The sequence below is a fragment of the Shewanella sp. SM71 genome, assembly GCF_025653905.1.
GTDB classification, from domain to species: Bacteria; Pseudomonadota; Gammaproteobacteria; order Enterobacterales; family Shewanellaceae; genus Shewanella; species Shewanella oncorhynchi.
This window is the reverse complement of record NZ_JAKKRW010000032.1, coordinates 38,843-63,429: the sequence shown is the minus strand read 5'-3', so window position 1 is coordinate 63,429 and position 24,587 is coordinate 38,843. Positions and strand designations below refer to the sequence as shown.

The window sequence follows — 24,587 nt, the reverse complement described above, 5'->3', positions numbered from 1 at the left end:
TTAGACAAGAATGTGGTTTAGTGTACTCAGCGCGGCTGGCTAGGGCTAGCCCTAATGATGGTTTACCAAGGATAGTTGAGAGTAAATAAATGGCTAATATAGTGAAATCATTAGGTCTACTTGCTTTGGTGTGCAGTGCACCTAGCATGGCACAAGTCTCCCATGTGAGCATTAATAGCCGGATGTTTGAATTAGGCGCTTACCCTAAACTCAGGGTGAATGTGATCGCAGACAATCAAGATATGTCGCGCTTAGAGTTTGTTGTGCAGCAAGCAAGCGGCGAAGAAAGGTTAATGGTTGAGGAGATTAATCGCTTTTTAGTTTTACTCACTGGCGTTGAAGATGTGAAGGATAGTAGCGCTAAACTCTTAGTGAGAGAGTATCGTCTTGACCGATGGTATGACGTCAAAAGTATCAATTTATTCGGCACAGCTAAACCTGCCTCTGCCGCGTTAACGACAAAAGCGGTTTCGGACACTAAAAATACCACCATAGCGGGCGCCCCAAAAAGTGCGGATAAAGTGGGCATTAAGCCTGTAAAAGTGGTGGCAGAACCAAAGCCAGTTGCAGAGGTAACGCCCGCAGCGACTGTTGCTACTGCTGCAAATACCCAATCCAAAGTACCAACGGTAGAAGTGGTGACTGGCTTTAGATTTCCTGAAGCCGCGAATAAACAAAATACGTCGGCTACTGAGATAAACGCCTTCGCTAAAACCTCTGAGACGATTGCTGTTGAAAAAGGGGCTGTTGAAAACGCTGCAACTGAAACTGTGGTTCCAGAAATAGTGAAAACGGCAAATAATGAGCAAAAACAGAATATTGCTGAAACGGCCTCACAGACGCCCGAACATTGCCAGTTAACGTATCTTGCTGGCGAGACGTTGTGGCGTATCGCCAATCGATATGCCAAGGATTGGGGTGTGAGTGTATATGGCGCTATGTTGGCGATTTACGAGGCAAATCCTGTGGCTTTCTCGAAGAATAGAATCAATGCACTCAAGAGCAATGCGGTGCTATCTTGTCCTTCGAAAATGATTTTGGATCAGCATTCTGATGCTAAAGAGGCGCGGGCGGTATTTGAGGCTAAAGAAGCGGGAAAATAAGCCGCTTAACTAAAGTCAAAATAGACACAGATTAACCAGCAAACGCTCAGATAATCTACTTGTATCCCTTGTAGGTATGCTGTACCATTCTGCGCCCTAAACATATTGTTATTAACATGCATGTGGTGTCCGACTACGGGTTGGAAGAGCGACATGGCCTTACACTTTTGAGGTAACCCCAATGAAACCAGGTATCCACCCAACATACGCTATCATCACTGCAAACTGTACTTGTGGTAACGTTATCAAAGTAAACTCTACTGCTGGTAAAGATCTGCATTTAGACGTATGTGGTGCTTGTCACCCATTCTACACTGGTACACAAAAAGTTGTTGATACCGGCGGTCGTATCGACAAATTCAACAAGCGCTTCGCAGTGCTTGCAAAGAAATAATTGCGATTGCAATGTTTCTAGAAAAGGCGCCTATGGCGCCTTTTTGCTTTTTGTTATTCGTCGATTTTCTTTATTCCGCTTATTCTACATATCTAGCTGGTACGACTTCACTCAATAAATCGTCAACTTATTCTGTATTGAGAGTTCAAGTGTATAATTCGACTTATTTATAGCAATTAACTATAAGATAAATATGCTAGTCGCCATATATTGTAATTTAACCAACATTTTTGAGATTAAGTCGCTACAACTAGCGCAGTAACTACAAAATATATGTTTGTTTCCTACAAAACATATTAAGAAATGCAGCTTTATTATAGGAGATAAGTTTATAAAACTAAGCTTAGAGGGTCTATTTGGCGGCTAAAGTGAAATTTATGAATCTCTTATTTATAAATTCCCCTTATTGGCGTATCTTACCCCGACCAGCCAGACTATTGACATCACCCTTTGGTGAGACTAGATGTGTGTTGGTAGGTCTTACTCTCATAAATTATAAATGTCGCATTTCAGGATTTTAAAATGTCAGATATTCGTCAACAAGCACTCGATTATCATGAATTTCCCATACCAGGCAAAACCGCAGTTTGCCTTACCAAACCCGCCGAAACGAGTCACGATCTCGCCCTAGCTTATAGCCCAGGTGTGGCTGAGCCAGTACGCGAAATCGCTGCAGATCCTGACAATGCGTATCGTTATACCAATAAAGGTAATACGGTTGCCGTGATTACCAATGGTACGGCTATCTTAGGTTTAGGGAATTTGGGCCCTTTGGCTTCTAAACCTGTAATGGAAGGTAAAGCATTATTGTTCAAGCATTTTGCGAATATCGATTCGACAGATATTGAGATTACGCATAATACGCCTGAGGAATTTATCAATACTGTTGCTGCTATTGCTGACACTTTTGGTGGTATCAATCTTGAAGATATTAAAGCGCCCGAATGCTTTGTTATCGAACGTGAATTGATTGCTCGTTGTAAAGTGCCAGTATTTCATGACGATCAACACGGCACGGCAATCGTGACCGCGGCGGGTATGATCAATGCGCTGGAAATTCAAGGCAAGTTGATCAGCGACGCGACTTTTGTGTGTATGGGCGCGGGGGCTGCTGCCATCGCTTGTATGACTATGCTGGTAAAATGCGGTGCGAATCGCGCCAACATTTACATGCTAGACACTAAAGGTGTTATTCATTCTGGTCGTACAGATCTTAATGAATATAAAGCACTCTTTGCGAATGATACCGAAAAACGCACGCTTCTTGATGTTATTAAAGGTGCTGACGTATTTTTAGGTCTATCAGGTCCTGACGTCATTGGTGCAGAAGAAGTCGCGCTGATGGCCGATAAGCCAGTGATTTTTGCATGTTCTAACCCAGATCCTGAAATCAAACCTGCACTTGCTCATGCAACGCGTAGTGATTTGATCATGGGTACGGGTCGTAGCGACTATCCAAACCAAGTGAATAACGTATTGTGTTTCCCGTTTATTTTCCGTGGTGCATTGGATGTGCGTGCGTCTTGCATTAATGATGAGATGAAAATTGCGGCAGTTCATGCAATTGCTGCACTGGCGAAAGAGCCTGTGCCTGCGAGTGTATTGAAGGCTTATCCTAATGTGACGTCGTTGAGTTTTGGCCCTGAATACGTGCTGCCAAAACCTATGGACCCACGTTTATTGCCAAATGTCGCCCGTGCGGTTGCACAAGCGGCTATCGACTCTGGTGTGGCTGCTATCACCACTTTACCTAAATACGCCGACTAGGCTAAAAGTGGTAAAAACATCGAAAAGAGGCTAATTAGCCTCTTTTTTGTTTTTAAGTGGACATTAAAGTCACAGCGTCTTAGTTGCCTTTTAGGTTATGCTACTGAATAATCAACGGACAACTTTTGTTGAACTTCTGTTAAAATCGCACAAATAATTATAATAATCCTGCAGGATAGCGGATAGATGAAATTCACCCGAATGTTAACTACAAAATTAACCAGCTTTTGGTTAATGTCATTAGCCGCTATCGCCTTCGTATTTTTGCTGAGCGCTATGATGAGTTTCGTGCAGCTGACCTATAAATTTCAGCAGCAAAAAGTCGCTGAACTCGAAACTATGTTAGTGGATCAGTTCCAACACCAACCTGATTGGGAGCTAGAGGCCTGGCTACCGCCCATGCTGCTTGCTTACAATGCCGTTAATTTTCGGTTGACCTTGAAAGATGAAGTATTATTTGCCTATGAAGGCAATCTGACTACGCAAAATGCCATGGTGTATGACCATGTGCTAGAGCCGACATCTGGCTTGCGTATGCAGTTAACCTTGACTCAGCCCTTTGAACATTACACTTTCAGTTGGTATGAAATTCTGATTTTGTTGGTCGGTATCTTAGCCGTGGCTGCCTTAGTGCGTTTTGGTTATTTATGGTTTTCACAGCAGCTCGATGGCATTGAAGAATTAGCCTTACGCAGTCGATTGATTCTGCAAGGTAAGCATGAGCAAGCACTCGCTACCCCCGGAAATGGTAAACCAAGGCTGATTAACCGTGCTTTGACTAAGTTGTTAGAAGAGTTACAAGACGCCCAAAAGGAGCGGGGGCGTTTCGACAAATTCATCCGTTCTAATACCTTTCTCGATGCGGAAACTCGCATTGGTAACCGACTCTTTTTGAATAATCGTCTCGACGCCCTTAGTCATAATCAGGCTATGCTTGCCCACGGGGTAATCTATTTATTAGAAATGGATGATCTGGATTTATTGCAGCAATCCCAAGGTGAAGCCGTGACGAAAGAGCTATTAAACTCGACAGTTAATGCGATAAGTCAATTGCTGCAAACTCAAGCTAATAGTATTTTTGCCCGTCGCTCCCATAATCAATTTGCCATAGTCGTGCCGCAAATCTCCTTAATTGAAGCGGATCAATTTGCCAGCAAACTACTCAAGATATGTCTAAGCCAGCCTTTGCCTGATGTTGAGAATAGCGATAACTTTTTCCACCTCGGATGCGCTTATTTTACCGCAGGCGATAATGCGGCTCAGTTAATTGAAGAAGCCGATATGGCCTTAAGGGCGGCACAATTACAGGGTAATAGTAATTGGTTTATGTACGACAAAGGCGCGATTGATGAAGAGTTTGCCAAAGGCTCAGTGCGTTGGCGAAGCTTTTTAGAAAACGCGTTAGTGCAAAGGCGATTCTTCCCCTTTAGCCAGCCGATAATTGATTCAGATGGTAATGAACACCATAAAGAGATATTTACGCGGGCTCGGGATAATCAGGGGGCGTTAATCCGTGCCACACTCTTTATTCCTATGGCGAATAAATGTGGCTTAATGCCACAGGTCGAACGGCAAATTATTGAGAGGGTATTGTTATTATTGTCGAATGAATTAGCAGACGGCGTATCGAATGCTCAAACAATTAAGACATCAGCGCCGCAGATATACAGTATTAATCTGAGTTTGGATTCGCTAATGAGCCGAGCCTTCACTCAATGGCTAAAAACGACGCTATTAGAATATCGCCATCTAACCACGAGACTGATTTTCGAAGTGTCTGAAGATATCGTTATTCAACATCAAGATAAGTTGCAGCCTAAATTAGATATGATCCGTAAAATGGGCGCGAGATTATGTGTCGACCATGTGGGTCAGCAGGTTGTCGGTACTTATTACATTCGCGAATGCCATTTTGATTTAATTAAGTTACACAGATCCATTGTGCGTCATATTCATTTACGACCAGAAAACCAATTATTTATTCGCAGTTTGATTGGTGGTTTATATCGAACGGAAGTACAAGTCTGCGCCGAAGGGGTAGAAGTCTTTGAAGAGTGGCAGACACTGCAAATCCTCGGTGTTGGCGCAGCGCAAGGAATGTATTTCAGTGAACCCATAGAGGCTAAGTAAGGGAAGTTCAGTGTTTGGGTGATTAATGTCGTCTTAGAGACAAATAGATCCTATTATTCACGTATTTATCTATAAAATACGAGCATTTGCGGCTAAACTAGCCAGTGCCAAAAATATGACGTTTGCGGTTTTTATTCTGTATCGAGCAGGTCATAGGTCAAGGAGCACTGGAGAGTGGAGTGACAGGAAGTTTGTGCGAAAGAGACTACTCAAGCTTTTAAATTCAGTTGGTTATAGGCATCTTTATGGAAAAAAGTCTTATAGGTCGATTAGCCTTTTGGCAGAAGAGAACAGAACCGACTAGCCTTGGTGTCTATGTCTGCGCCGATAAATTATGGGTTTACGCACCTGCCCAAAAAGAAAATGCTGAGCAGTGGTTACCCTTTGAGCTGAAAGATGAGCACTGGTCATTGGCGTTTGCTGCTGTGGCTAAATCCTTTCCCAATGCACAGTTACAGCTGATTTTGGCTTCAGGCCTTTATCAATTACTGCTGACCGATAAACCGAATGTCGATACTGTCGAGTTATCCCAAGCCTTGTTGTGGTCAATTAAAGACATGGTCACGCTACCTGTACCGCAAATCCATTTGGATTACTTTGAGTCACCCATTCCGAGTAATAAAATCAATGTTGTGGTGGTGGATAAAGCTAAGTTAGTGAGTATGGTGCAGGCCATTCATGAACAAGATTTACAACTTTTCGGTATTAGTATCGAAGAGTTAGCCGTAACTAACCTATTTAATGATGACAACCAAGCGCGTCTGGTGGTAAGCCATAATCCCGGTCAAGAATTGCTACTGACTGTGGTTAAGCAGGGTCAGCTGTATATGCAGCGTCGCGTGCGCGGATTTACTCAATTGGATAAGACTCAAGCGGATGAGTTAAGTTATGGCATGGCAGACAATTTAAGCTTAGAAATTCAGCGTTCTATGGATTATTTTGAAAGTCAATTGAGACAGGCTCCGGTATCTTCTATCGAACTCCTCGCCGATGGTGCCGTGGATGCTTTAGCTAAGTTAGTCTCGGCAAACTTCAATCAAGCTGTGAATGTCATTGATAAAAGCTGTGTTGGCGCGCGAATGGCGGGATTAGCCTTTGCTGAATTTTATCGAGGTACTGAGTGATTAAATACCGAGTCAATCTTTACACTCCTTCATTATTGCCCCCGAAGCAAAGATTAACCTTTGCGCGTTTAAGTGCCTACGCCTTGGTTTTTGCGATCTTATTTGCGGTTTTAGGTGGTTATAGCTACTGGCAAGTCAGTGAGTTACAACAGGCCCAGCAGTTGGCTGCCCAACAAAAGCAGCAATTCGATACCCAAAAACAGGCATTAGAAGCACAAATTGCTGCGCGTAAACCCGATGCCGATCTTGTTGCGCGAGTCGATTTAGCGGCACAACAGTTAGAGCTGAAGCAATTACTCATGGGAGAATTGAGTCTTAGGACTTCTTTAACTAGCCGTGGTTTTGCGCCAGTTCTTAAAGATTTAGCCGTCGTGTCGGATGCGAGTGTTTGGCTTAGTCATATCGTCATTAATGAGCAAGATTTTATGTTCGAAGGTTTTGCCGACCATCCTCAAAGCATTCCGCAGTGGATTGGCAAACTTAAAACTACGCAGACTTTAAAGGGGCAAGCTTTCTCGTCGATGAGCATGGATCGCGGTGAAGATAAACCTTTGGCCTTTACCTTGAAAAGCGATAACAAGGAGGAAGCCGCGCAATGAAGCAAAAGTTAGCCCAATTAGGACAACAGTTTGATGCGCTAAGTCGCCGTGAGCGAGTGTTGATCTCAGTCGCCATTCTGGCCGTGGTCGGCATGCTGAGTTATTTACCCTTAGAGTCCCTGTGGAAAACCCATCTGGCTGTTTCACAACAACTAAAAGCCTTAGATCAGGAAAACGCGATTTCGGCTCAGCAGATTGACTTGTATCAGCAACGTTTAGCGTTAGATCCCAATCAAGATTACCAACAGCGTCTAGTGCTGTTGCAGCAACAGAATCAAGCCCTAGATGCCCAGCTCGATGAGCAGATGGTGGATATGGTGCCGGCAGACTATATGCCGCAGTTGCTGGGTAATTTACTAGGACAAGTGCAAGGGATTAAATTAATTAAGTTTATGTCGATAGCGCCCATCCCTTTGTTACCCGTGAGTGAAGAGAAAAAACTCAATCTATATAGTCATGGTATTCGTTTGAGTCTAGAGGGTGATTATTTTTCTGTGTTGCGCTTTGTGGAAGCCGTTGAGGCCATGCCAGATAAACTTTATTGGAAGCGTCTCGACTATAAAGTCGCGGAATATCCAAAAGCGACTGTAGAGATTGAACTTTATACCTTGAGTATTAATAAGGACTTTATCAGTGTTTCTAAATAAGTCTTATATTATCAGTGTGTTGTTATTGGTTAGTAGCCCTATGGTATCTGCTGAATCGCTGCGCGACCCGACTTTGCCCGGTAAAGGCTTTGCTGTGCAGGGTCATGCGAGTCAAACGCAGGATCAGGCGCTTGTACTTAACAGCATAGTAAGCTCAGGAAACACGGCTTATGCTGTGATAAATAACAAGATATTGTCTGTTGGCGACAGCGTTCAGGGGCTGAGTATCGTTAAAATTACCCCCACTTATGTATCGCTGTCCGATGGACGGAAATTGACATTGTTTCAAGCAATAACAGAGAGATAGGGAATACACCTCAGATGAAAGCGATTAAATACTTTACACCTCTGCTCTCACTTTGCCTTGTGGCGTGTCAGACCACAAATAGGCCACAGCCGGAGGCGAGTAAGGCGGAATTAGCGGCCTCAATGGCGACGGCAACGGCATCAACGACGCCACCGCCTGCGACTATGCCGGACGCGGTTCAGCGGGAATTGAATTCAGGCGCATTGCTATCAGGTTTGACCCCCACGTTGGAAACTGAGCGTCGTTTCGATGTATCCGCCCACGATGTTGATGCTAAAGTATTTTTTCCAAGCTTAGTCCAAGGTACACCGCTGAGTGTTGCCGTACATCCTGACGTGCAAGGTACGATCTCATTATCCCTTAAAGGTGTGACGTTAACTGAAGCAATTCAAGTGGTTGAAGATATCTACGGCTACGAAGTGAGTCGCGAAGGGCGCATCCTAAGAGTGTTTCCTGCTGGGATGCGTACCGAGACGTTTCCGCTGAATTATCTCTACATGGAACGCGATGGCTTATCTGTGACGTCAGTGAGTTCAGGACGGATTTCGGATAGCAATAATTCCAATAGTAATTCGAACAATAACAATTCAAACAATAGCGGCTCGAATAATAATAACTCGAACAGCAGTAATGGCAATAACTCGAGCAGTAATGGCGGTAGCGATAGTAGTAACGGTACTTTTATCCGTTCGCGTACTAAGACAGATTTTTGGGGAGAGTTGAAAGAGACATTATCCTCGATAATCGGCGAAACGGGTGGCGGTCGTCAGGTTGTTGTTACGCCGCAGGCGGGTTTAGTGACCATTCGTGCTTTTCCTAGTGAATTACGCCAAGTGCGTACTTTCTTAAATTCCGCAGAAAGTCATTTGCAGCGCCAAGTGATTTTAGAAGCGAAGATCCTCGAAGTCACATTATCCGATGGTTATCAGCAAGGTATCCAATGGGATAATGTGCTGGGACATGTTGGCAATACGAATGTGAATTTTGGTACATCAGCGGGCCCAGGTTTAAGTGATAAAATCACCTCGGCTATTGGTGGCGTGACCTCGCTGAGTATTAAAGGTTCTGACTTTACGACTATGATCAACCTATTAGATACCCAAGGTGATGTGGATGTACTGTCTAGCCCAAGGGTCACTGCATCGAATAACCAAAAAGCCGTAATTAAAGTGGGTTCCGATGAGTACTTTGTCACCGACGTTTCTTCGACCACAGTTGCGGGTACAACACCTGTGACGACTCCGCAAGTCGAGCTTACGCCGTTTTTCTCGGGCATAGCCTTAGACGTTACGCCGCAAATTGATAGTGACGGCAATGTGTTACTGCATGTGCATCCATCTGTTATCGATGTAAAAGAGCAGAGAAAAAATATCAAAGTGAGTAACGAATTACTGGAATTACCCTTAGCTCAGAGTGAAATTCGTGAGTCTGATACTGTCATCCGCGCGGCTTCCGGTGATGTGGTGGTGATTGGTGGTTTGATGAAGAGTGAAAACATCGAAGTGGTATCACAAGTGCCTTTGTTGGGTGATATTCCCTTCCTAGGTGAATTGTTTAAAAACCGTAGTAAGCAGAAGAAGAAAACCGAGCTTATTATTCTCTTAAAACCTACGATAGTCGGTGTCGATACTTGGAAAACGGAGCTGCAACGTTCTAAGACCTTATTAGATCGTTGGTATCCGGAGACAAAGTAAGCTTCTATGTATCAGAAGCATTTTGGCCTAAGCCAACCTCCATTTTCACTGACACCCAATACCGGATTTTTTTTCGGCCTGTCGCCACATGTGGAAGCCTTGCAAGTCTTGCAAACCGCGCTGCAAACGGGCGAAGGCTTTATCAAGGTGACAGGGGAAGTGGGGACTGGTAAAACGTTGATTTGCCGCAAGCTCATCAACGAATTGCCGAGTCAGTTTCATTGCGCATATTTGCCTAATCCTTATCTCACGCCAGCTGAATTACGTTGGGCGGTAGCGAGTGAGCTGGGCCTTAAATACACCAGCAATATCGACCAGCAGCAACTCACTGGACTTATTCAACAGCAGCTTTTAGCTTTGAGCGCCCACGGGCACGCCATCGTATTGGTACTCGATGAAGCGCAGGCATTGCCGGACGACAGTCTTGAGGCGCTGCGGTTATTCACTAATCTGGAAACCGAGACACGCAAATTATTACAGGTAGTGTTATTTGGGCAACCCGAACTCGATGACAGGCTTAAACGCCAAGAATTTAGGCAATTAAGACAGCGTATTACTTTTAGCTACAACCTTCGCCCACTGACATGGGATGAAACCGACGCTTATCTTCGCCACCGATTAGCCATAGCAGGGCGTGCGGGCGAACCACTCTTTACATCACGGGAAACACGTCAGATAGCCTATGCGTCCCGAGGGATCCCCAGATTGATCAATATTCTTGCCCATAAAGCCTTGTTATTGAGTTTCGGCGAAGGCGCTACTCGTGTGCAAACCTCCCACGTTAAAGCCGCAATTCAAGACACCGAAGATGCAAGTATTCGCCGATTATTATCGTGGAAATGGTTGCCTTTTTTCACTTTGATGACAGTGGCTTTCGGTTTGGGATTACAACACTTTTTCAGGGGTGTTGTATGAGCGTGATCAACAAGATGCTGCAGGATCTCGACAAGCGTCAGCAGGGGCATGAGCTCAGCAACGTGGCTCAGCCACAGGTGCAATATTTAGCTCGCAGGCGGGCTCCGTTTAATGGGGTGCTGCTCTGTGGTGTGTCATTGCTATTCGGTGGCGGCGCGGTTTATGGCTGGCAACTTTTCATGGCAAAGCCTGCTGAAGCGATTATTTCGGCTCAAACAAATGGGCAAAATGAATCTACTCAGACTCAAATCGAGCCTGTGCAGGTAGACAAGATTACCTCGAGACAGTCTCCAGCAAGCGTCGTTGTCGTCGAAGAACCGCTTAAAGTTGCGACTACGCAGGAGTTTACGACTAAGAGTGAAGAGCTTGAACCCAGTGTCGACGACGTTGTACTTAATCAGCCGCAAGAATTTGAATCAGAAAACGAGGTTGAACAAGAGTCACAACGGCAACAAGATGACAGCTCAGCACTCGCAGATGACCTAGTCGATACGGCAAGCGAGCCAAGCCATTCACAGTCAAATCGTGTCACATCGAGCGTGCGAAGCGCCGAGGTCACTGCTGCCGCACCCTCTGCATTAATGATGTCAGAACGTGCCAGTGTTGCCGCCGATAATGACCGTAACGCGATCAATGAGCTTAAAGTACAAGAAGTTAAAGCAGATGCTGGCGCTAATCGACTCATGCCCCAAGAGCAAGGGCAAATGGCGATTACTGAGGTGAAGTTGACCCCAAAGCAGCTGGCGCAGAAGCGGTTCACCTTAGCGAGTGAGGCTGAAAGGGATGGCAAACTCAAAGATGCCATTAGTTATTATGAGCAAACATTAGGCTTTGATCCCAGTATGCATGAAGCGCGCAAGCAGTTAGCTGCGCTGCATTATGGGCAAGGTCAATTAGCCAAAGCCAGTGAAGTGTTACAGCAAGGCATGCTGTTATTCCCACAGCAGTTAGACTTTGCCTTATTGCTTGCTCGGGTTCAGCAAGCCTCTGGTCAGGCTGATCTCGCATTAGCGACGTTAGCCAACATACCTGACACGCATCCGCTGGCGAGACAAAAGTGGATGGCACAATCAGATTTAGCGCAAAAGTTAGGACAGTTTTCGTTGTCAGAGCAAGCCTATAGACAATTATTACAACAAGAACCTCAACAGGCTAAATGGTGGATGGGGCTGGCCTATGCGCTCGATTCGCAGCAGCAATTTCCCCAAGCACGCCAAGCCTATCGGACGGCATTAGGCCACAGAGGCTTATCGGTGCAGGCGAGTGCCTTTATTGAACAACGTTTGACTCAGCTAGGAGATAGCCAATGAAACCCAGATTAAAAATGCGTTTGGGCGATCTGTTAGTTCAAGAAGCCATTATTACTGAAGCGCAGTTGCAACAGGCGTTGGCCGAGCAGCGCAATACGGGCAAAAAACTGGGTCGTACTCTGATTGATTTGCAATCGATTACTGAACATCAGTTACTGCAGTTCTTGTCGCAACAATTGAATGTGCCTTTGCTGGATATCAGTAAAATGCCTATCCCTGCGGAAGTAGTGCATCTTATTCCTGAGGTGCAAGCACGACGTTTCCGCGCTTTAGCGGTTGAAGACAGGGGCGATAGCGTATTAGTTGCGATGAGCGACCCCGCGGATTTGCAGGCGCTCGACCACCTCGAAATGCTTATCGCACCTAAGCGTTTGAAGTTAGCGGTAGCGCCCGAGCAGCAACTGCTGCAAGCGTTTGATAACTTATATCGCCGTACAGACCAAATTGCCCAGATCGCCGGTAAGCTCGAAGAGGAATACGCCGCCGATGAGATGTTCGATTTAGCCAGTCTGACTTCGGGTGACAGTGACAATGAAACCACAGTGGTTAAGTTGTTGCAGTCGATTTTTGAAGATGCGGTGCAAATGCGCGCCTCGGATATTCATATCGAACCCGGTGATAAAGCCTTACGTATTCGCCAGCGTATCGATGGTCAGCTACATGAAACGATTCTGAATGAAGTTAATATTGCTGCCGCTTTAGTATTGCGGCTTAAGTTGATGGCGGGTCTCGATATTTCCGAAAAACGTTTGCCGCAGGATGGTCGTTTTCATATGGAAATCAAAGGTCATCATATCGATGTGCGTATGTCGACTATGCCGATTTACCACGGCGAATCTGTGGTGATGCGTTTGCTCGATCAATCGGCGGGTTTATTGACCTTAAACGAAACCGGTATGCCGCCTGCTATTTTGGCGCGTATTCGTAAACAGATTAAACGTCCCCACGGCATGCTACTGGTCACAGGTCCAACGGGTAGCGGCAAAACGACCACCTTGTACGGTATTTTGAGCGAGCTCAATACCGCCGACCGTAAGATCATCACGGTCGAAGATCCGGTCGAATATCAATTGCCGCGGATCAACCAAGTACAAGTTAACCATAAGATTGGCTTAAACTTTTCAAATGTATTACGCACCACCTTACGTCAAGACCCCGATATCATCATGGTGGGGGAAATGCGTGACCAAGAAACCGTGGAGATTGGTCTTAGGGGCGCATTAACGGGTCACTTTGTGTTATCGACCTTGCATACTAACGATGCGGTCACCAGTGCGCTGCGTTTGCTCGATATGGGCGCCGCCAGTTACTTAGTCGCCAGTGCGCTGCGGGTGATTATCGCCCAACGTTTAGTGCGCCGAGTCTGCCATAATTGTGGGGTGGAGTATCAGCCGACGGCGCAGGAGAAAGCGTGGCTGAGCAGTGTGAGCCGTAAAGACTTTTCGACGGCAAATTTTAGAATGGGTACTGGCTGTCAGAGCTGTAACGGCAGTGGCTATCGCGGCCGGATCGGGATTTTCGAAATCCTCGAACTGGATGAGAAGATGATCGATGCCATGCGAACGGGTAATCCGCAGGATTTTGCCAGAGCCGCGTTACAGAGTCCTAACTTTACGCCATTAGCCGAGTCGGCCCTGCAATATTTAAGTGAAGGCATGACCACGCTCGAAGAGGTGGCAAAGCTGGTGGAAGATGTGAGTGAATCACAGATCCCCCTCTCTATGGATATCATTAATCAGCAAGGTGTTGGGGCGTAATTATGCCAATATATCAATACCGTGGGCGCAGTGGCCAAGGTCAATCCGTGAGCGGGCAATTGGATGCGGCGTCGGAAAGTGCCGCGGCAGATATGCTCTTGGCACGGGGTATCATTCCCCTCGACGTTAAAGTCGCTAAGGTGGTGAAGTCGTTTTCCATCGGCCAGCTATTTGGCAGTAAAGTCGCCCTAGAGGAATTGCAGATTTTTACCCGGCAAATGTATTCCCTGACCCGTTCTGGCATCCCTATTCTACGGGCGATAGCGGGCTTGTCTGAAACCGCCCATTCCCAGCGAATGAAAGCCGCTCTCAATGATATTTCCGAGCAGCTGACCTCGGGCCGACCTCTGTCATCGGCCATGAACCAGCATCCCGATGTATTTGATTCATTATTTGTTTCTATGGTGCACGTGGGGGAGAACACGGGTAAGTTGGAGGATGCTTTTATTCAACTTTCGGGTTACATAGAGCGTGAGCAAGAGACGCGGCGACGAATTAAATCGGCCATGCGTTATCCCATGTTTGTGTTGATCGCCATTGCCTTGGCTATGGTGATCCTCAATATCATGGTGATCCCTAAGTTTGCCGAGATGTTTTCTCGCTTTGGTGCCGACTTACCTTGGGCGACCAAAGTGCTGATTGGCACTTCTAACCTGTTTGTGAATTACTGGGGGCTGATGCTGCTGCTGCTGATTGGCACTATTATCGGCATACGTTACTGGCATCATACCGAAAAAGGTGAGAAGCAGTGGGATAAGTGGAAGTTACACATTCCCGCCGTAGGGTCGATTATCGAGCGTTCGACCCTAGCGCGTTATTGCCGTAGTTTTTCCATGATGTTGAGCGCAGGCTTGCCTATGACACAAGCCCTGAGTCTGGTCGCCGATGCGGTGGACAATGCCTACATGCACGACAAGATAGTCGGTATGCGCCGTGGCATAGAGTCTGGCGACTCTATGCTGAGGGTATCGAATCAGAGCAAGTTATTTACGCCACTAGTGCTGCAAATGGTGGCTGTGGGCGAAGAAACGGGGCAAATCGATCAATTACTCAATGATGCGGCAGATTTCTATGAGGGCGAAGTAGACTATGATTTAAAGAACCTCACCGCGAAATTGGAGCCAATTTTGATCGGTTTTGTGGCCGTGATTGTCTTAGTGTTAGCCTTGGGGATATACCTGCCAATGTGGGATATGCTCAATGTGGTCAAAGGCGGTAAGTAAGCGATATGGATAATATTTATTTCCTATCTTATACGTGGGACTGAGGTTAAATGCAGACTCAGCAAAAGGCTGAAAGCGATCTATTACGTATCTATGGACGTATGATCGCCATTGGAATTGTATTGGCTATCATGGCGGTGATCGGAGCTAAGTATTTTTTTACGCTACCGCAAATAGCGGCTCGTGGATTGGAAGTGGAACACGCCCGTTTTTTAAATGTGCTGGTGATGGTGCGTTCCCAGTGGTTGTCTTTGGGTAAGCCGGCGCAATTGCAGTTGAACTGGGAGGTATTTGATAATCTCTCCCCAGAAACTGAGTCGAGTGTTGTCGATATCAATGATTTAGGATGGCCACAACCTAAGCACTTAAATGATCAAGGCTGCCAAGATTTGTGGCAACAGTTAATGGGCGCCGAAACTGATAATTTAGGTCTAGAGGCGGATTATTTGGCTAAGGATAATAGCTGCCACTATCGGTCTAAAAATGGCGATAGTTTAGGCTATCAACTGAACTCTGGCAGGGTCATTTTTTTGACTGCTCCGTAAAATATTGTTAACTCAATGGCTTTTTAAAATTGATTTAACTGTTAGAATAAAATTTCTGAGGTCTGGGGACATATATATGAAAACTAAGCAAACAGGGTTCTCATTAATCGAACTTGTGATTGTGATTGTGATTTTGGGTTTACTCGCCGCAACGGCGATCCCTCGATTCTTAAATATTACCGAAGATGCCGAAGATGCCAGTGTTGATGCTGTGGCAGGGGGCTTATCGACGGCGGTGAGTTTTGTGCGCTCACAGTGGGAAGTCGATGGTCGTCAAAATAGCAGTGCTATCCTCGATGGTAACACAGTAAATGTCGATACACGTTTTGGCTATCCAACGGGAACTTCAGTAACCAGTGCGACAGCTATGACAAATGCCAGTTGCCAAGAAGTGTTTAACACTGTGTTGCAGAGTGCGCCGCGCAATGTGTTGTTTAACCAAGATGCACGCAATCAAAGATATACAGCGCGGGTGATTAATGCCGCCGGTGGCAGCGCGAATGCCATTACCGGCGCAGTCGTCGCGGGTTTAGATTTATGTGTTTATCACCAAGTGGTGTCCTTGGTATTAAACCCAACCACAGGAGTGCCCGCTCCCGCTCCCGATTTATCAATCGCAGGTGCCAAGGGGATAGTGTATAACCCTGGAACAGGCAAAGTATTAAGTTTTACTCAGACTCCATTTACCCCTTAACCGCGAGATCATTTGCGAGTAGGTCATATTTTATAGTGAGGTAATTTATGTCATAAATTGCCTCACTTAATTAACCATCAAGTCATAGAAAGGTAGTATTAAATGAAAAGACAACAAGGTTTTACCTTAATTGAATTAGTAGTAGTGATCATCATCTTAGGTATTCTTGCTGTCACAGCGGCACCTAAGTTTATTAATTTGCAATCCGATGCAAGAGTGTCAGCTTTACAAGGATTGAAAGGGGCAATTCAAGGCGCTAACAGCTTAGTATATTCAAAAGCTGCACTTTCAGGTGTTGAGAAGTTGGCATTTGACGCAAGCACTCCACCATCAATCAATATTGGTACCTCCACCGTAATTACAAGTTTTGGCTATTTGCAAGCAACTAAAGATGAACTTGAAAAAGGTGTTGATGTTAAATTTGACGTAGGTGCTGATGGTAAGGCAACTTCAACAACTGGCACCGCAGAATGGGTTATTAAGGCAACGGCAGCGTCAGGAACACAAGCTAAGTCAGTTGAAATCTGGCAGAAGGGAGCACCTGCGGCGTGTAAGTTGACTTATTTTGAAGCTAAAGACTTAACAACATTACCATCTTTTACTTCGTTACCAGCTGCTAGTGCTTGCTAAATTTTAAGTTTTCATAAAAAGGCCTGCCTAGCAGGCCTTTTTTTTAGGTAAAATGCGGTTCTGACATGATTTTAAATAAATGAGTCCGCCAAAATTTGCCGACATTTATTTGCCTTAATCATACCGTTGGCAGAAACTGAACCTAGTACTTCAAATCAGTAATTAACCCGAGCGATGCTTAACTTTTCTATGTCAAAACAGGCCGGATTTACCTTAGTAGAATTAGTGATCACCATCATCTTGATTTCAATTCTTGCTGTGGTTGTACTGCCACGCCTGTTTACCCCGTCGTCCTACAGTGCCTATAGCCTACGCAATGAATTTATCGCTGAACTGCGCCAAGTGCAGCAGAAAACGCTCAATAATACCGACAGATGTTTCCGTGTGACTGTCTCCGAGACTGGCTATCAAGTGAGTCAATTCTCTACCCGAAATGAGGCGGTTTGTTCTGGTACCGCGTTATCGCCAAACCCGCTTTATAGCCAGGCTTTTCAAGGAGGTGCTCAATTAGTGCTAGTGAGTACTAACAGCAGTAACTTCAGCCTCGATTTCGATATCAATGGTAGGCCTTCGTTGGCCTGTAATGGACCATGCATAAATGTGATTGCTAATGACACTGTGGTGATTAATGTCTCCAGCGAGGGTTATATTTATGCGAATTAATCCTCGGTTGCTATTGGGCAAAGCATCAGTAAAAACATCCAAAAAAGCCAAACCACAGAAGGGTTTTACCCTTATCGAATTAGTGATTGGCATGCTGGTGATTGCCATTGCGATAGTGATGCTAACCAGTATGTTATTTCCACAGGCGGATCGTGCGGCTAAGACTTTGCATAGAGTGAAGAGTGCCGAGCTTGCTCATTCGGTGATGAATGAGATCTGGGGAAAGCGTTACGATCAAAACACCAATGCCAATGGCGGTGTGCCTGCCTGTGGTAGTCCGTTAGGATTACCTTGCTCAAATGTGACCAGTTTAGGGCCATCAGAGTGGAAATGGCCTAATGAAGGCGAAGGCCGTAACGATTTTAACGATGTGGACGATTATCACGGTTTAAGTCAAAACGCCACTATGCTCAATTCGACCCAAACCTATGCAAATGCTTATCCTAACTATCGCTTAAGCGTCACTGTCGCCTATGGGCCAGTGCCTAATACTAAGCTAGTGACCATTAATGTGACTTCGCCGGACAACGAAGTGATCACTTACAATCTGGTGAGGAGCAATTACTAATGGGCTCTTTAACTGCACAGCGTATGCAAGCATCCACACGGGGGTTTACCTTAGTCGAGATGGTCACAGTGATCTTGATTCTGGGGATTCTTGTGGTCGGGGTGAGTAGTTTTATTATTTTTGGTGCGCGGATTTTTGTTGAGTCGAGTTCAGTCGATCAAGTGCTGAGTCAGAGCCGTTTTGCCGTTGAGCGAATGACCCGTGAGCTGCGTAGTGCTTTGCCTAATAGTGTACGTCTTAATACCGATTCGTTAACCTATCAATGTGTTGAGTTTGTGCCGATCGAGGCGAGTACCACTTATTTATCTATGCCGATAGCACCGAATGCAACTGCCTTAATGGGAACTGTAATTCTCAATGCGACCGATAAAATTAAGGAAAACCAATATATTTGGATTTATCCTTTGACCGATAGCGATGTCTATAACAGCGCCAGACAAAAACGGGCACAGATTAAGACTTTTACCCCCCTAGGTGAGCCACCTAATCAGGCTAATCAAGTCACTCTTACCTTTATGGGGTCAACTCGCTTTGCCGAGGCGTCGCCGCGGCAGCGGATTTATTTTGCTTCGGCCCCCGTGAGTTATTGTTTTGAAAAAGCGCCATCAGGCAATGAGTTAACTCTAAAACGTTATACTGTCTATGGGTTTAATGTCAGCCAGCCAACACCGGCGCATATGAGCTCTGGCGTTTTAATGGCGCAGAGTGTCGCTAATGTACTCAGTAATAGCGCAGATTTACCGTTGATCTTAACGCCATCTAGTCTAGTGAATAATGCCATGGTGCATTTACAACCGCGGTTTAATGTAAATGGTGAGACGTTCCAATATCGACATCAAGTGCAGGTGATCAATGTCCCTTAATTTATATCGTCAATCGACAGGTCATCACTCGGTAATGCGAATCTTACCCAGAACATCACTAGCAAGGTTGCAACGAACTGCTTTACCTGCGCGTCAACGCGGCAGTGCATTGATTATTGGCGTGTTCGTGATTACCGTGATGTTTCTGTTGGCATCGGCACTGATCAATATTGTGGAAGACGGTGATACCGGGCTCACCCAAGAGGTGTGGGGGACGCGTGCCTTAGCTGCGGCAAACAGCGGCGCCGATGCGGCGCTGGCGCAATTATTTCCGCTAAATGGTGCCGTGGGCGTTTGTTCGGCAAATAGCGCTTGGGCGCCACCCGATGTGGTAGGTTTTCATGCCTGTAGCGTGACTTTGCAATGTACGCGGTATTTTGTGGGGTCTTTCTCCCAGTACCACATTAAGAGCCAAGCGGTATGCGAGAGTGGTGATACCCGTGTAAGTCGACAAGTTGAGGTAGAAGCCCGTGGCAACTAAGCTATCAAAAATGATATTTAACAAAATAATAGCCAAATTCCCATTAATCCTTTTGCCCCTAATCATGGCATTCACATCCCATTTAGTGAAAGCCGATTGGACTAAAACATTTATAGAAGGTGTAAACAATTACGATAGAAACGGTTCAATTACCTTCAACAGTTCTTATTTATACAATGCCCCTAATAATGCTGGTCGTTGGTATAGTGACTTGCCAACTTATAACTATTTTCAAGGAGGAAACAGCTTTGACGATTTGTGTGTAACATCTAATAACTCCTATCGTTGGTGCCGTGCTGGAGATTATATTGCAACTTTACCTTCTAATCGTATTGATTTCTCTCAATGTTCATCTTCAAGTGCTGTAGATGTCGGCCCTCCAACATGGAATAATACAAAAATTGATATCGTTGAAGGTGAATATAATCGTATTTTACTGGAGGGCGGTTCTGATAAGACAATTCGTTTTGTGAGTGATGGTGGCATATATAAAATGAAGTCCCTTACAGCTACTTCGGGCCGTATTGAGCTGGCTGCTGGACAATATTGGATTGAGAATTTATCTATTAATGACGGTGTAACTCTGGTATTCCCATCAACTGGTACCGTGTCATTTTTTATTAAAAATAACTATAGGCATTACAACTTAAACACAGTTGGGCAACCAGAAAAATTTCTCATTTATAGCTACTCAAATTTCACTCTCAATGGAGGGGCATATCTTAAATCCTATGTTGTTGCTGAAGGGAATGCGGTGCTAGAGGGGAGTTCCTCTTTGGAAGGAGCTATTACTGCTAGAAATATTAGTTTAGGTGGCAATAGTAGTATTAAATTTGACGATAATGCAGCAAAGATTGATGTTGTTCCAAATTGTAATCCTGCACCTGTTTTACAATGCTTTAACGATAATTTCTCCCAAAGCACTTTGAGTAATGACTGGGTTGTTTCTAAAAGTAGTGGAGGATTTACCCCTTCTATCCAAGGCGGTCGATTACGCTTAACCGAAGCTAAATCTGACCAATCTACGGCATCTACCTATCAAAGACTCTTTCCTGGAAAAGCTAACTTAGTGGAGATCCAGTTTGATCACTATGCCTATGGTGGCAATGGTGCCGACGGCATTGCGGTAGTGTTATCGGATGCTTCTATAACGCCGCAGCCTGGCGCCTTTGGCGGTCCATTGGGTTACGGTTATAAACCTGGTATTAATGGGTTCGCGGGTGGTTGGCTTGGGTTTGGTATTGATGAGTTCGGTAACTTCTCTGGTGAAGGCGGTAGTTCTAATGTCGGCCAGCGACGCCAGTCCGTTGCGGTTCGCGGTTCGGGTGTCGGCACGTCAGGGTATAATTATTTACGCGGCGCTTGTAGTAATGGCACTACTAATACGAACGGTAGTTGCTTATCGCCTGCGGTAGACGGCAATAATGTGTCGCCTGCGCACAGGTATAAAATCACAATTGATTCGCAAGCCGCGAATCAATCTATTGTGAAAATTGAGCGTAATACAGGTTCTGGTTTTGTGACTTTAGTTCCCGCATTTAACGCCGCAGCACAAAATGGTCAGGCGGCCATTCCAAGTGATTTTTTATTGTCTTTAACGGGCTCAACGGGGGGCTCAAATAACAACCACGAAATCGATAACGTGCAAATTTGTGCGTTAAAATCGAATCCTATTGGTGCTCAGATCGATCATTTTGAGTTTGATCATACGGGTCAAGGTCTGACCTGTAATGCTGAGACGGTAACGATTAGAGCCTGTGCAAATGCGAGTTGTAGTCAACTCTTTACTGCACCTCTTAGCGCAACCTTATTACCTGATTCTGCGGCAGATGGCGTATGGGTTGGCGGTAATCAAGTGAGTTTTAGCGGTGGCACAGCGCAACTGCAACTGAGGCGAAATACTCCCGGTGTAGTGACTTTAGGGGTGAAGGGCTCTAATCCCACCACCAAACCCTTAAGCAAAACCCTTTGCCGTATTGGTAATGGTGGCTTGAGTGAAAACAATTGTTCACTCACCTTTGCCGACAGTGGTTTTGTATTCGATGTACCCGATAAGCGTGCGAATCGCCCCGAGCAAGTGTTAGTCAAAGCGGTGAAAAAATCCGATGTGACGAAGCAGTGTGTCCCAAGCTTCCAAAGCCAGACCAAAACGCTGAATTTCTGGAGCAGTTACCAAACGCCAAGCGCGCCTATCTCGCCTAAAGCCGTCACCATCAACAATACGGCAATTGGCACCTCGAGTGCCTTGCCTACGGCGGTGAACCTGCTGTTTGATACCAACGGGCAAGCAAGTATTTTAGTAAATTACCCTGATGCAGGTAAATTACAATTAGATGCAAAATATACAGGTACTGGTGATGAACAGGGCTTAGTCATGGCAGGTTCAGACCAATTTGTCAGCGTACCCGCGGGATTGTGTGTTAAGCCTGTGGACGCCAGTGCCAGTTGCCCAAGTGCGAATATGAGCTGCAATGCTTACCGTAAAGCCGGACAAAGTTTCGGCATGACAGTACAAGCGATGGCATGGGAAAAAGATGGCGATCCGGACTTTTGTTCGGGCAACTTATCCACGCCTAACTTTAGTGATGCGCAGATGAAGCTTGCCAGCAAAGTCGTTGCGCCAAGCATTGCCAACGGCGGACTTGATGGGACGTTAGGCGTGGCATCCTATAGCCACTCGGCGCAGGCCAATAATTTCAATACCATCAGTAATCAGACCATCAGCGAAGTTGGAGTATTCCAAATTGCAGCGCAGGCGAGCCCAAATTATTTAGGGACGGCAAGCAGCTTAAATATTCCAATTGGATATTCAGCTAATATTGGCCGTTTTGTGCCCGATAGATTTTTAATCAGTAACGTATCGGTCATACCTGCCTGTGGCGGCTTTAGCTATATGGATCAGCTGTTCCCTATGTTGATGGAGCTCAGTGCTTTAAATATCGCGGGGGATATAACGAAAAACTATTTCCCGCCATTTTCCCTCGCCACTGCCAAATTAGTGGGAGAAAACAACAATAATGGTGTCGATTTACAGAGTCGCTTAAGTGCCTTACCTATAAAGGCTGATAGTTGGAATCAAGGTGTGGCGACGGTCGATGCTTCTTACCAAGCTAACTTTAGTCGGGTGACCCCAAATGTGGCGACGAATCTGTATCAGGATGGCCCCTTCGAGCTGCTCGATATTGGCGTGCAATTGATGGATAACGATCCTCGGCCGAATGGGCTTTACAGCTATGTGGCCTCACCAGACATGGATGCGGCATCTACAGGCACTTGCACTAACTGTAATGCTAAGAAAATCAGCACTCAAACCCTTCGTCATGGTCGTGTGGTGATGGATAACACCTATGGTCCTGAGACAGAAATACTGCGTATGCCGACTCGAGCCGAATATTGGAATGGCAGCAGCTGGGCCTTAAATACTGCCGATAACTGCACAACGGCAGTGTATGCTTTGGGTTCGCAGGTTGATCATTCCGCTCTTGGTTACAATTTTGATCCCGACTTAGTGGCGGGACAAAGTGTTGTGCGTTCTGGCGGGACTGCAACATTCCAAGCTGGCCAATTTGAGTTACTCTGGCAAGCCGTTACAACAAGTGGGTTGCCATACCGCGGCCAAGTGACGGCGCCCTTGGATGTGCCGACATGGCTAGAATGGTACTGGAATTGGAATGGCGTATCGCCAACAGCGGTCACTGAACCGCGGGCAAGTGCGTATTTTGGTCGTTATCGAGGGCATGACAAAATAATCTATTGGCGTGAGGTAAACTAATCTGAGTTATTTCTCTTATTAAATTGAACTCAGGCTTTCCCTTGAAATGGGCTGCCATTTCACTTATTGAAAGTCGACGAAAACGCTTGTAACAGATTCTAAATGAAATGCCTTAGTTTGATATTTGTTGCTGAATTGTATGTTTACTCGTTTTTTGTTGCTGATATTTTCGTCAATAAACAGTATTTTCCGCTTAAATACTGTTTTTTACGTGGCGATTTGAAAAAAAATCACTTCATTAGCGATTGTTAACCTCCTCGGTCTTGTGGAATCAGGGTGGCATTGATAAAGTTAGCTGATTTTTCTTTTCTTCTGACTCCACAGAATACAGGCTAGTTACATGTTTAAGAAGCTACGCGGCATTTTTTCTAATGATCTATCGATCGATTTGGGTACAGCTAACACATTAATTTATGTTCGTGGCGAAGGCATCGTCCTCAATGAGCCTTCTGTTGTTGCTATACGTGGTGAGCGTAGTGGCTCCGGTCAGAAATCTGTTGCCGCGGTCGGCACAGAAGCTAAACAAATGCTAGGCAGAACGCCTGGCAATATCCAAGCTATCCGCCCAATGAAGGACGGTGTTATTGCAGATTTTTATGTGACGGAGAAAATGTTGCAGCACTTTATTAAACAAGTGCACAACAATAGCTTTTTTCGTCCAAGTCCACGCGTGCTTGTGTGTGTGCCCGTTGGTGCCACTCAAGTAGAACGCCGTGCTATTCGTGAATCAGCCATGGGCGCTGGTGCTCGCGAAGTGTATTTAATTGAAGAGCCAATGGCAGCTGCGATTGGTGCGGGTTTACCCGTATCTGAAGCGACCGGCTCTATGGTGGTGGATATCGGTGGTGGTACCACTGAAGTCGCGATTATTTCACTTAATGGTGTAGTGTATTCGTCTTCGGGTGATAAGTTTGATGATGCGATCATCAACTACGTCCGCCGTAATTACGGGAGTTTGATTGGTGAAGCTACGGCTGAGCGTATCAAGCACACTATCGGCACTGCTTATCCTGGCGATGAAGTGCTCGAGATCGAAGTCCGCGGCCGTAATTTGGCAGAAGGCGTACCTCGTAGCTTTACACTGAACAGCAATGAAATTTTAGAAGCCTTACAAGAGCCATTATCTGGCATCGTAAGTGCTGTGATGGTGGCGTTAGAACAATCTCCACCAGAATTAGCTTCAGATATTTCTGAGCGCGGTATGGTGTTAACTGGCGGCGGCGCTTTATTGCGTGATTTAGACCGTTTATTAATGCAAGAAACCGGAATTCCTGTAATGGTGGCGGACGATCCATTGACCTGCGTAGCACGTGGCGGTGGTAAAGCCCTCGAAATGATTGATATGCACGGCGGCGATCTGTTCTCCGAAGAAACCTAATTTAACTTCGGTATGGGGCGGTT

At 45.6% G+C, this 24,587-nt stretch carries 22 protein-coding genes; all 22 read left to right on the top strand.

Features of this window, described 5'->3' with window-relative positions:
- Positions 1-89: 89 nt before the first annotated feature.
- Positions 90-1,103: a FimV/HubP family polar landmark protein gene (locus L5L97_RS22180; protein ID WP_263178684.1), complete on the top strand. Its 1,014-nt coding sequence runs from the start codon at positions 90-92 to the stop codon at positions 1,101-1,103.
- A 181-nt stretch (positions 1,104-1,284) separates the two neighbouring features.
- Complete coding sequence (rpmE, locus tag L5L97_RS22175; protein WP_063883331.1) at positions 1,285-1,497, top strand: 50S ribosomal protein L31; 213 nt, start codon at positions 1,285-1,287, stop codon at positions 1,495-1,497.
- 522 nt (positions 1,498-2,019) lie between these two features.
- On the top strand, positions 2,020-3,264 hold the full coding sequence (locus tag L5L97_RS22170; protein ID WP_168825695.1) for a malic enzyme-like NAD(P)-binding protein: 1,245 nt from the start codon (positions 2,020-2,022) through the stop codon (positions 3,262-3,264).
- A gap of 186 nt (positions 3,265-3,450) precedes the next feature.
- Positions 3,451-5,394 (top strand): RNase E specificity factor CsrD, encoded by a 1,944-nt coding sequence (gene csrD / locus L5L97_RS22165; RefSeq protein WP_263183614.1) that lies wholly within the window; start codon positions 3,451-3,453, stop codon positions 5,392-5,394.
- Between the two features lie 245 nt (positions 5,395-5,639).
- The gene (locus L5L97_RS22160) at positions 5,640-6,518 is read left to right on the top strand and encodes an MSHA biogenesis protein MshI (protein ID WP_263142551.1); all 879 of its coding nucleotides are present in this window, start codon (positions 5,640-5,642) and stop codon (positions 6,516-6,518) included.
- Positions 6,515-7,117, top strand: coding sequence for a fimbrial assembly protein (locus L5L97_RS22155; RefSeq protein ID WP_105251269.1), 603 nt, complete (start codon positions 6,515-6,517; stop codon positions 7,115-7,117). The genes L5L97_RS22160 and L5L97_RS22155 overlap by 4 nt, the downstream gene beginning before the upstream one ends.
- Positions 7,114-7,764, top strand: a complete 651-nt coding sequence (locus tag L5L97_RS22150) for an MSHA biogenesis protein MshJ (protein WP_263183613.1) — start codon at positions 7,114-7,116, stop codon at positions 7,762-7,764. Before L5L97_RS22155 ends, L5L97_RS22150 begins: the two co-directional genes overlap by 4 nt.
- Entirely contained in the window at positions 7,751-8,071 is a 321-nt protein-coding gene (locus L5L97_RS22145; RefSeq protein WP_105251271.1) for an MSHA biogenesis protein MshK, read from the top strand. The genes L5L97_RS22150 and L5L97_RS22145 overlap by 14 nt, the downstream gene beginning before the upstream one ends.
- A 14-nt stretch (positions 8,072-8,085) precedes the next feature.
- Positions 8,086-9,765, top strand: coding sequence for a pilus (MSHA type) biogenesis protein MshL (mshL, locus tag L5L97_RS22140; protein ID WP_263183611.1), 1,680 nt, complete (start codon positions 8,086-8,088; stop codon positions 9,763-9,765).
- Positions 9,766-9,771: 6 nt separating this feature from the next.
- Positions 9,772-10,680, top strand: a complete 909-nt coding sequence (locus tag L5L97_RS22135; protein WP_263183609.1) for an ExeA family protein — start codon at positions 9,772-9,774, stop codon at positions 10,678-10,680.
- Positions 10,677-11,990 (top strand): tetratricopeptide repeat protein, encoded by a 1,314-nt coding sequence (locus L5L97_RS22130; RefSeq protein ID WP_263183607.1) that lies wholly within the window; start codon positions 10,677-10,679, stop codon positions 11,988-11,990. Before L5L97_RS22135 ends, L5L97_RS22130 begins: the two co-directional genes overlap by 4 nt.
- Entirely contained in the window at positions 11,987-13,747 is a 1,761-nt protein-coding gene (locus tag L5L97_RS22125) for a GspE/PulE family protein (protein WP_263183606.1), read from the top strand. Before L5L97_RS22130 ends, L5L97_RS22125 begins: the two co-directional genes overlap by 4 nt.
- Before the next feature lie 2 nt (positions 13,748-13,749).
- The gene (locus L5L97_RS22120; RefSeq protein WP_263183603.1) at positions 13,750-14,970 is read left to right on the top strand and encodes a type II secretion system F family protein; all 1,221 of its coding nucleotides are present in this window, start codon (positions 13,750-13,752) and stop codon (positions 14,968-14,970) included.
- Between the two features lie 50 nt (positions 14,971-15,020).
- Complete coding sequence (locus L5L97_RS22115; protein WP_263183600.1) at positions 15,021-15,515, top strand: MSHA biogenesis protein MshF; 495 nt, start codon at positions 15,021-15,023, stop codon at positions 15,513-15,515.
- Between the two features lie 76 nt (positions 15,516-15,591).
- Entirely contained in the window at positions 15,592-16,209 is a 618-nt protein-coding gene (locus L5L97_RS22110) for a prepilin-type N-terminal cleavage/methylation domain-containing protein (RefSeq protein WP_263183598.1), read from the top strand.
- A gap of 102 nt (positions 16,210-16,311) precedes the next feature.
- Positions 16,312-16,839, top strand: a complete 528-nt coding sequence (locus L5L97_RS22105) for a type II secretion system protein (protein WP_263183596.1) — start codon at positions 16,312-16,314, stop codon at positions 16,837-16,839.
- Positions 16,840-17,013: 174 nt separating this feature from the next.
- Positions 17,014-17,502 (top strand): type II secretion system protein, encoded by a 489-nt coding sequence (locus L5L97_RS22100; protein WP_263183593.1) that lies wholly within the window; start codon positions 17,014-17,016, stop codon positions 17,500-17,502.
- Positions 17,492-18,070: a prepilin-type N-terminal cleavage/methylation domain-containing protein gene (locus L5L97_RS22095; RefSeq protein WP_263183589.1), complete on the top strand. Its 579-nt coding sequence runs from the start codon at positions 17,492-17,494 to the stop codon at positions 18,068-18,070. Before L5L97_RS22100 ends, L5L97_RS22095 begins: the two co-directional genes overlap by 11 nt.
- Positions 18,070-18,933: a PilW family protein gene (locus L5L97_RS22090; protein WP_263183587.1), complete on the top strand. Its 864-nt coding sequence runs from the start codon at positions 18,070-18,072 to the stop codon at positions 18,931-18,933. Before L5L97_RS22095 ends, L5L97_RS22090 begins: the two co-directional genes overlap by 1 nt.
- Positions 18,923-19,414 (top strand): MSHA biogenesis protein MshP, encoded by a 492-nt coding sequence (locus tag L5L97_RS22085; RefSeq protein ID WP_263183585.1) that lies wholly within the window; start codon positions 18,923-18,925, stop codon positions 19,412-19,414. Before L5L97_RS22090 ends, L5L97_RS22085 begins: the two co-directional genes overlap by 11 nt.
- 64 nt (positions 19,415-19,478) lie before the next feature.
- Positions 19,479-23,186 carry a DUF6701 domain-containing protein gene (locus L5L97_RS22080; protein WP_263183583.1) on the top strand — a complete coding sequence of 1,236 codons (3,708 nt, stop codon included), beginning with the start codon at positions 19,479-19,481 and terminating at the stop codon, positions 23,184-23,186.
- Positions 23,187-23,526: 340 nt separating this feature from the next.
- Entirely contained in the window at positions 23,527-24,564 is a 1,038-nt protein-coding gene (locus tag L5L97_RS22075) for a rod shape-determining protein (protein WP_263187181.1), read from the top strand.
- Positions 24,565-24,587 lie beyond the last annotated feature (23 nt).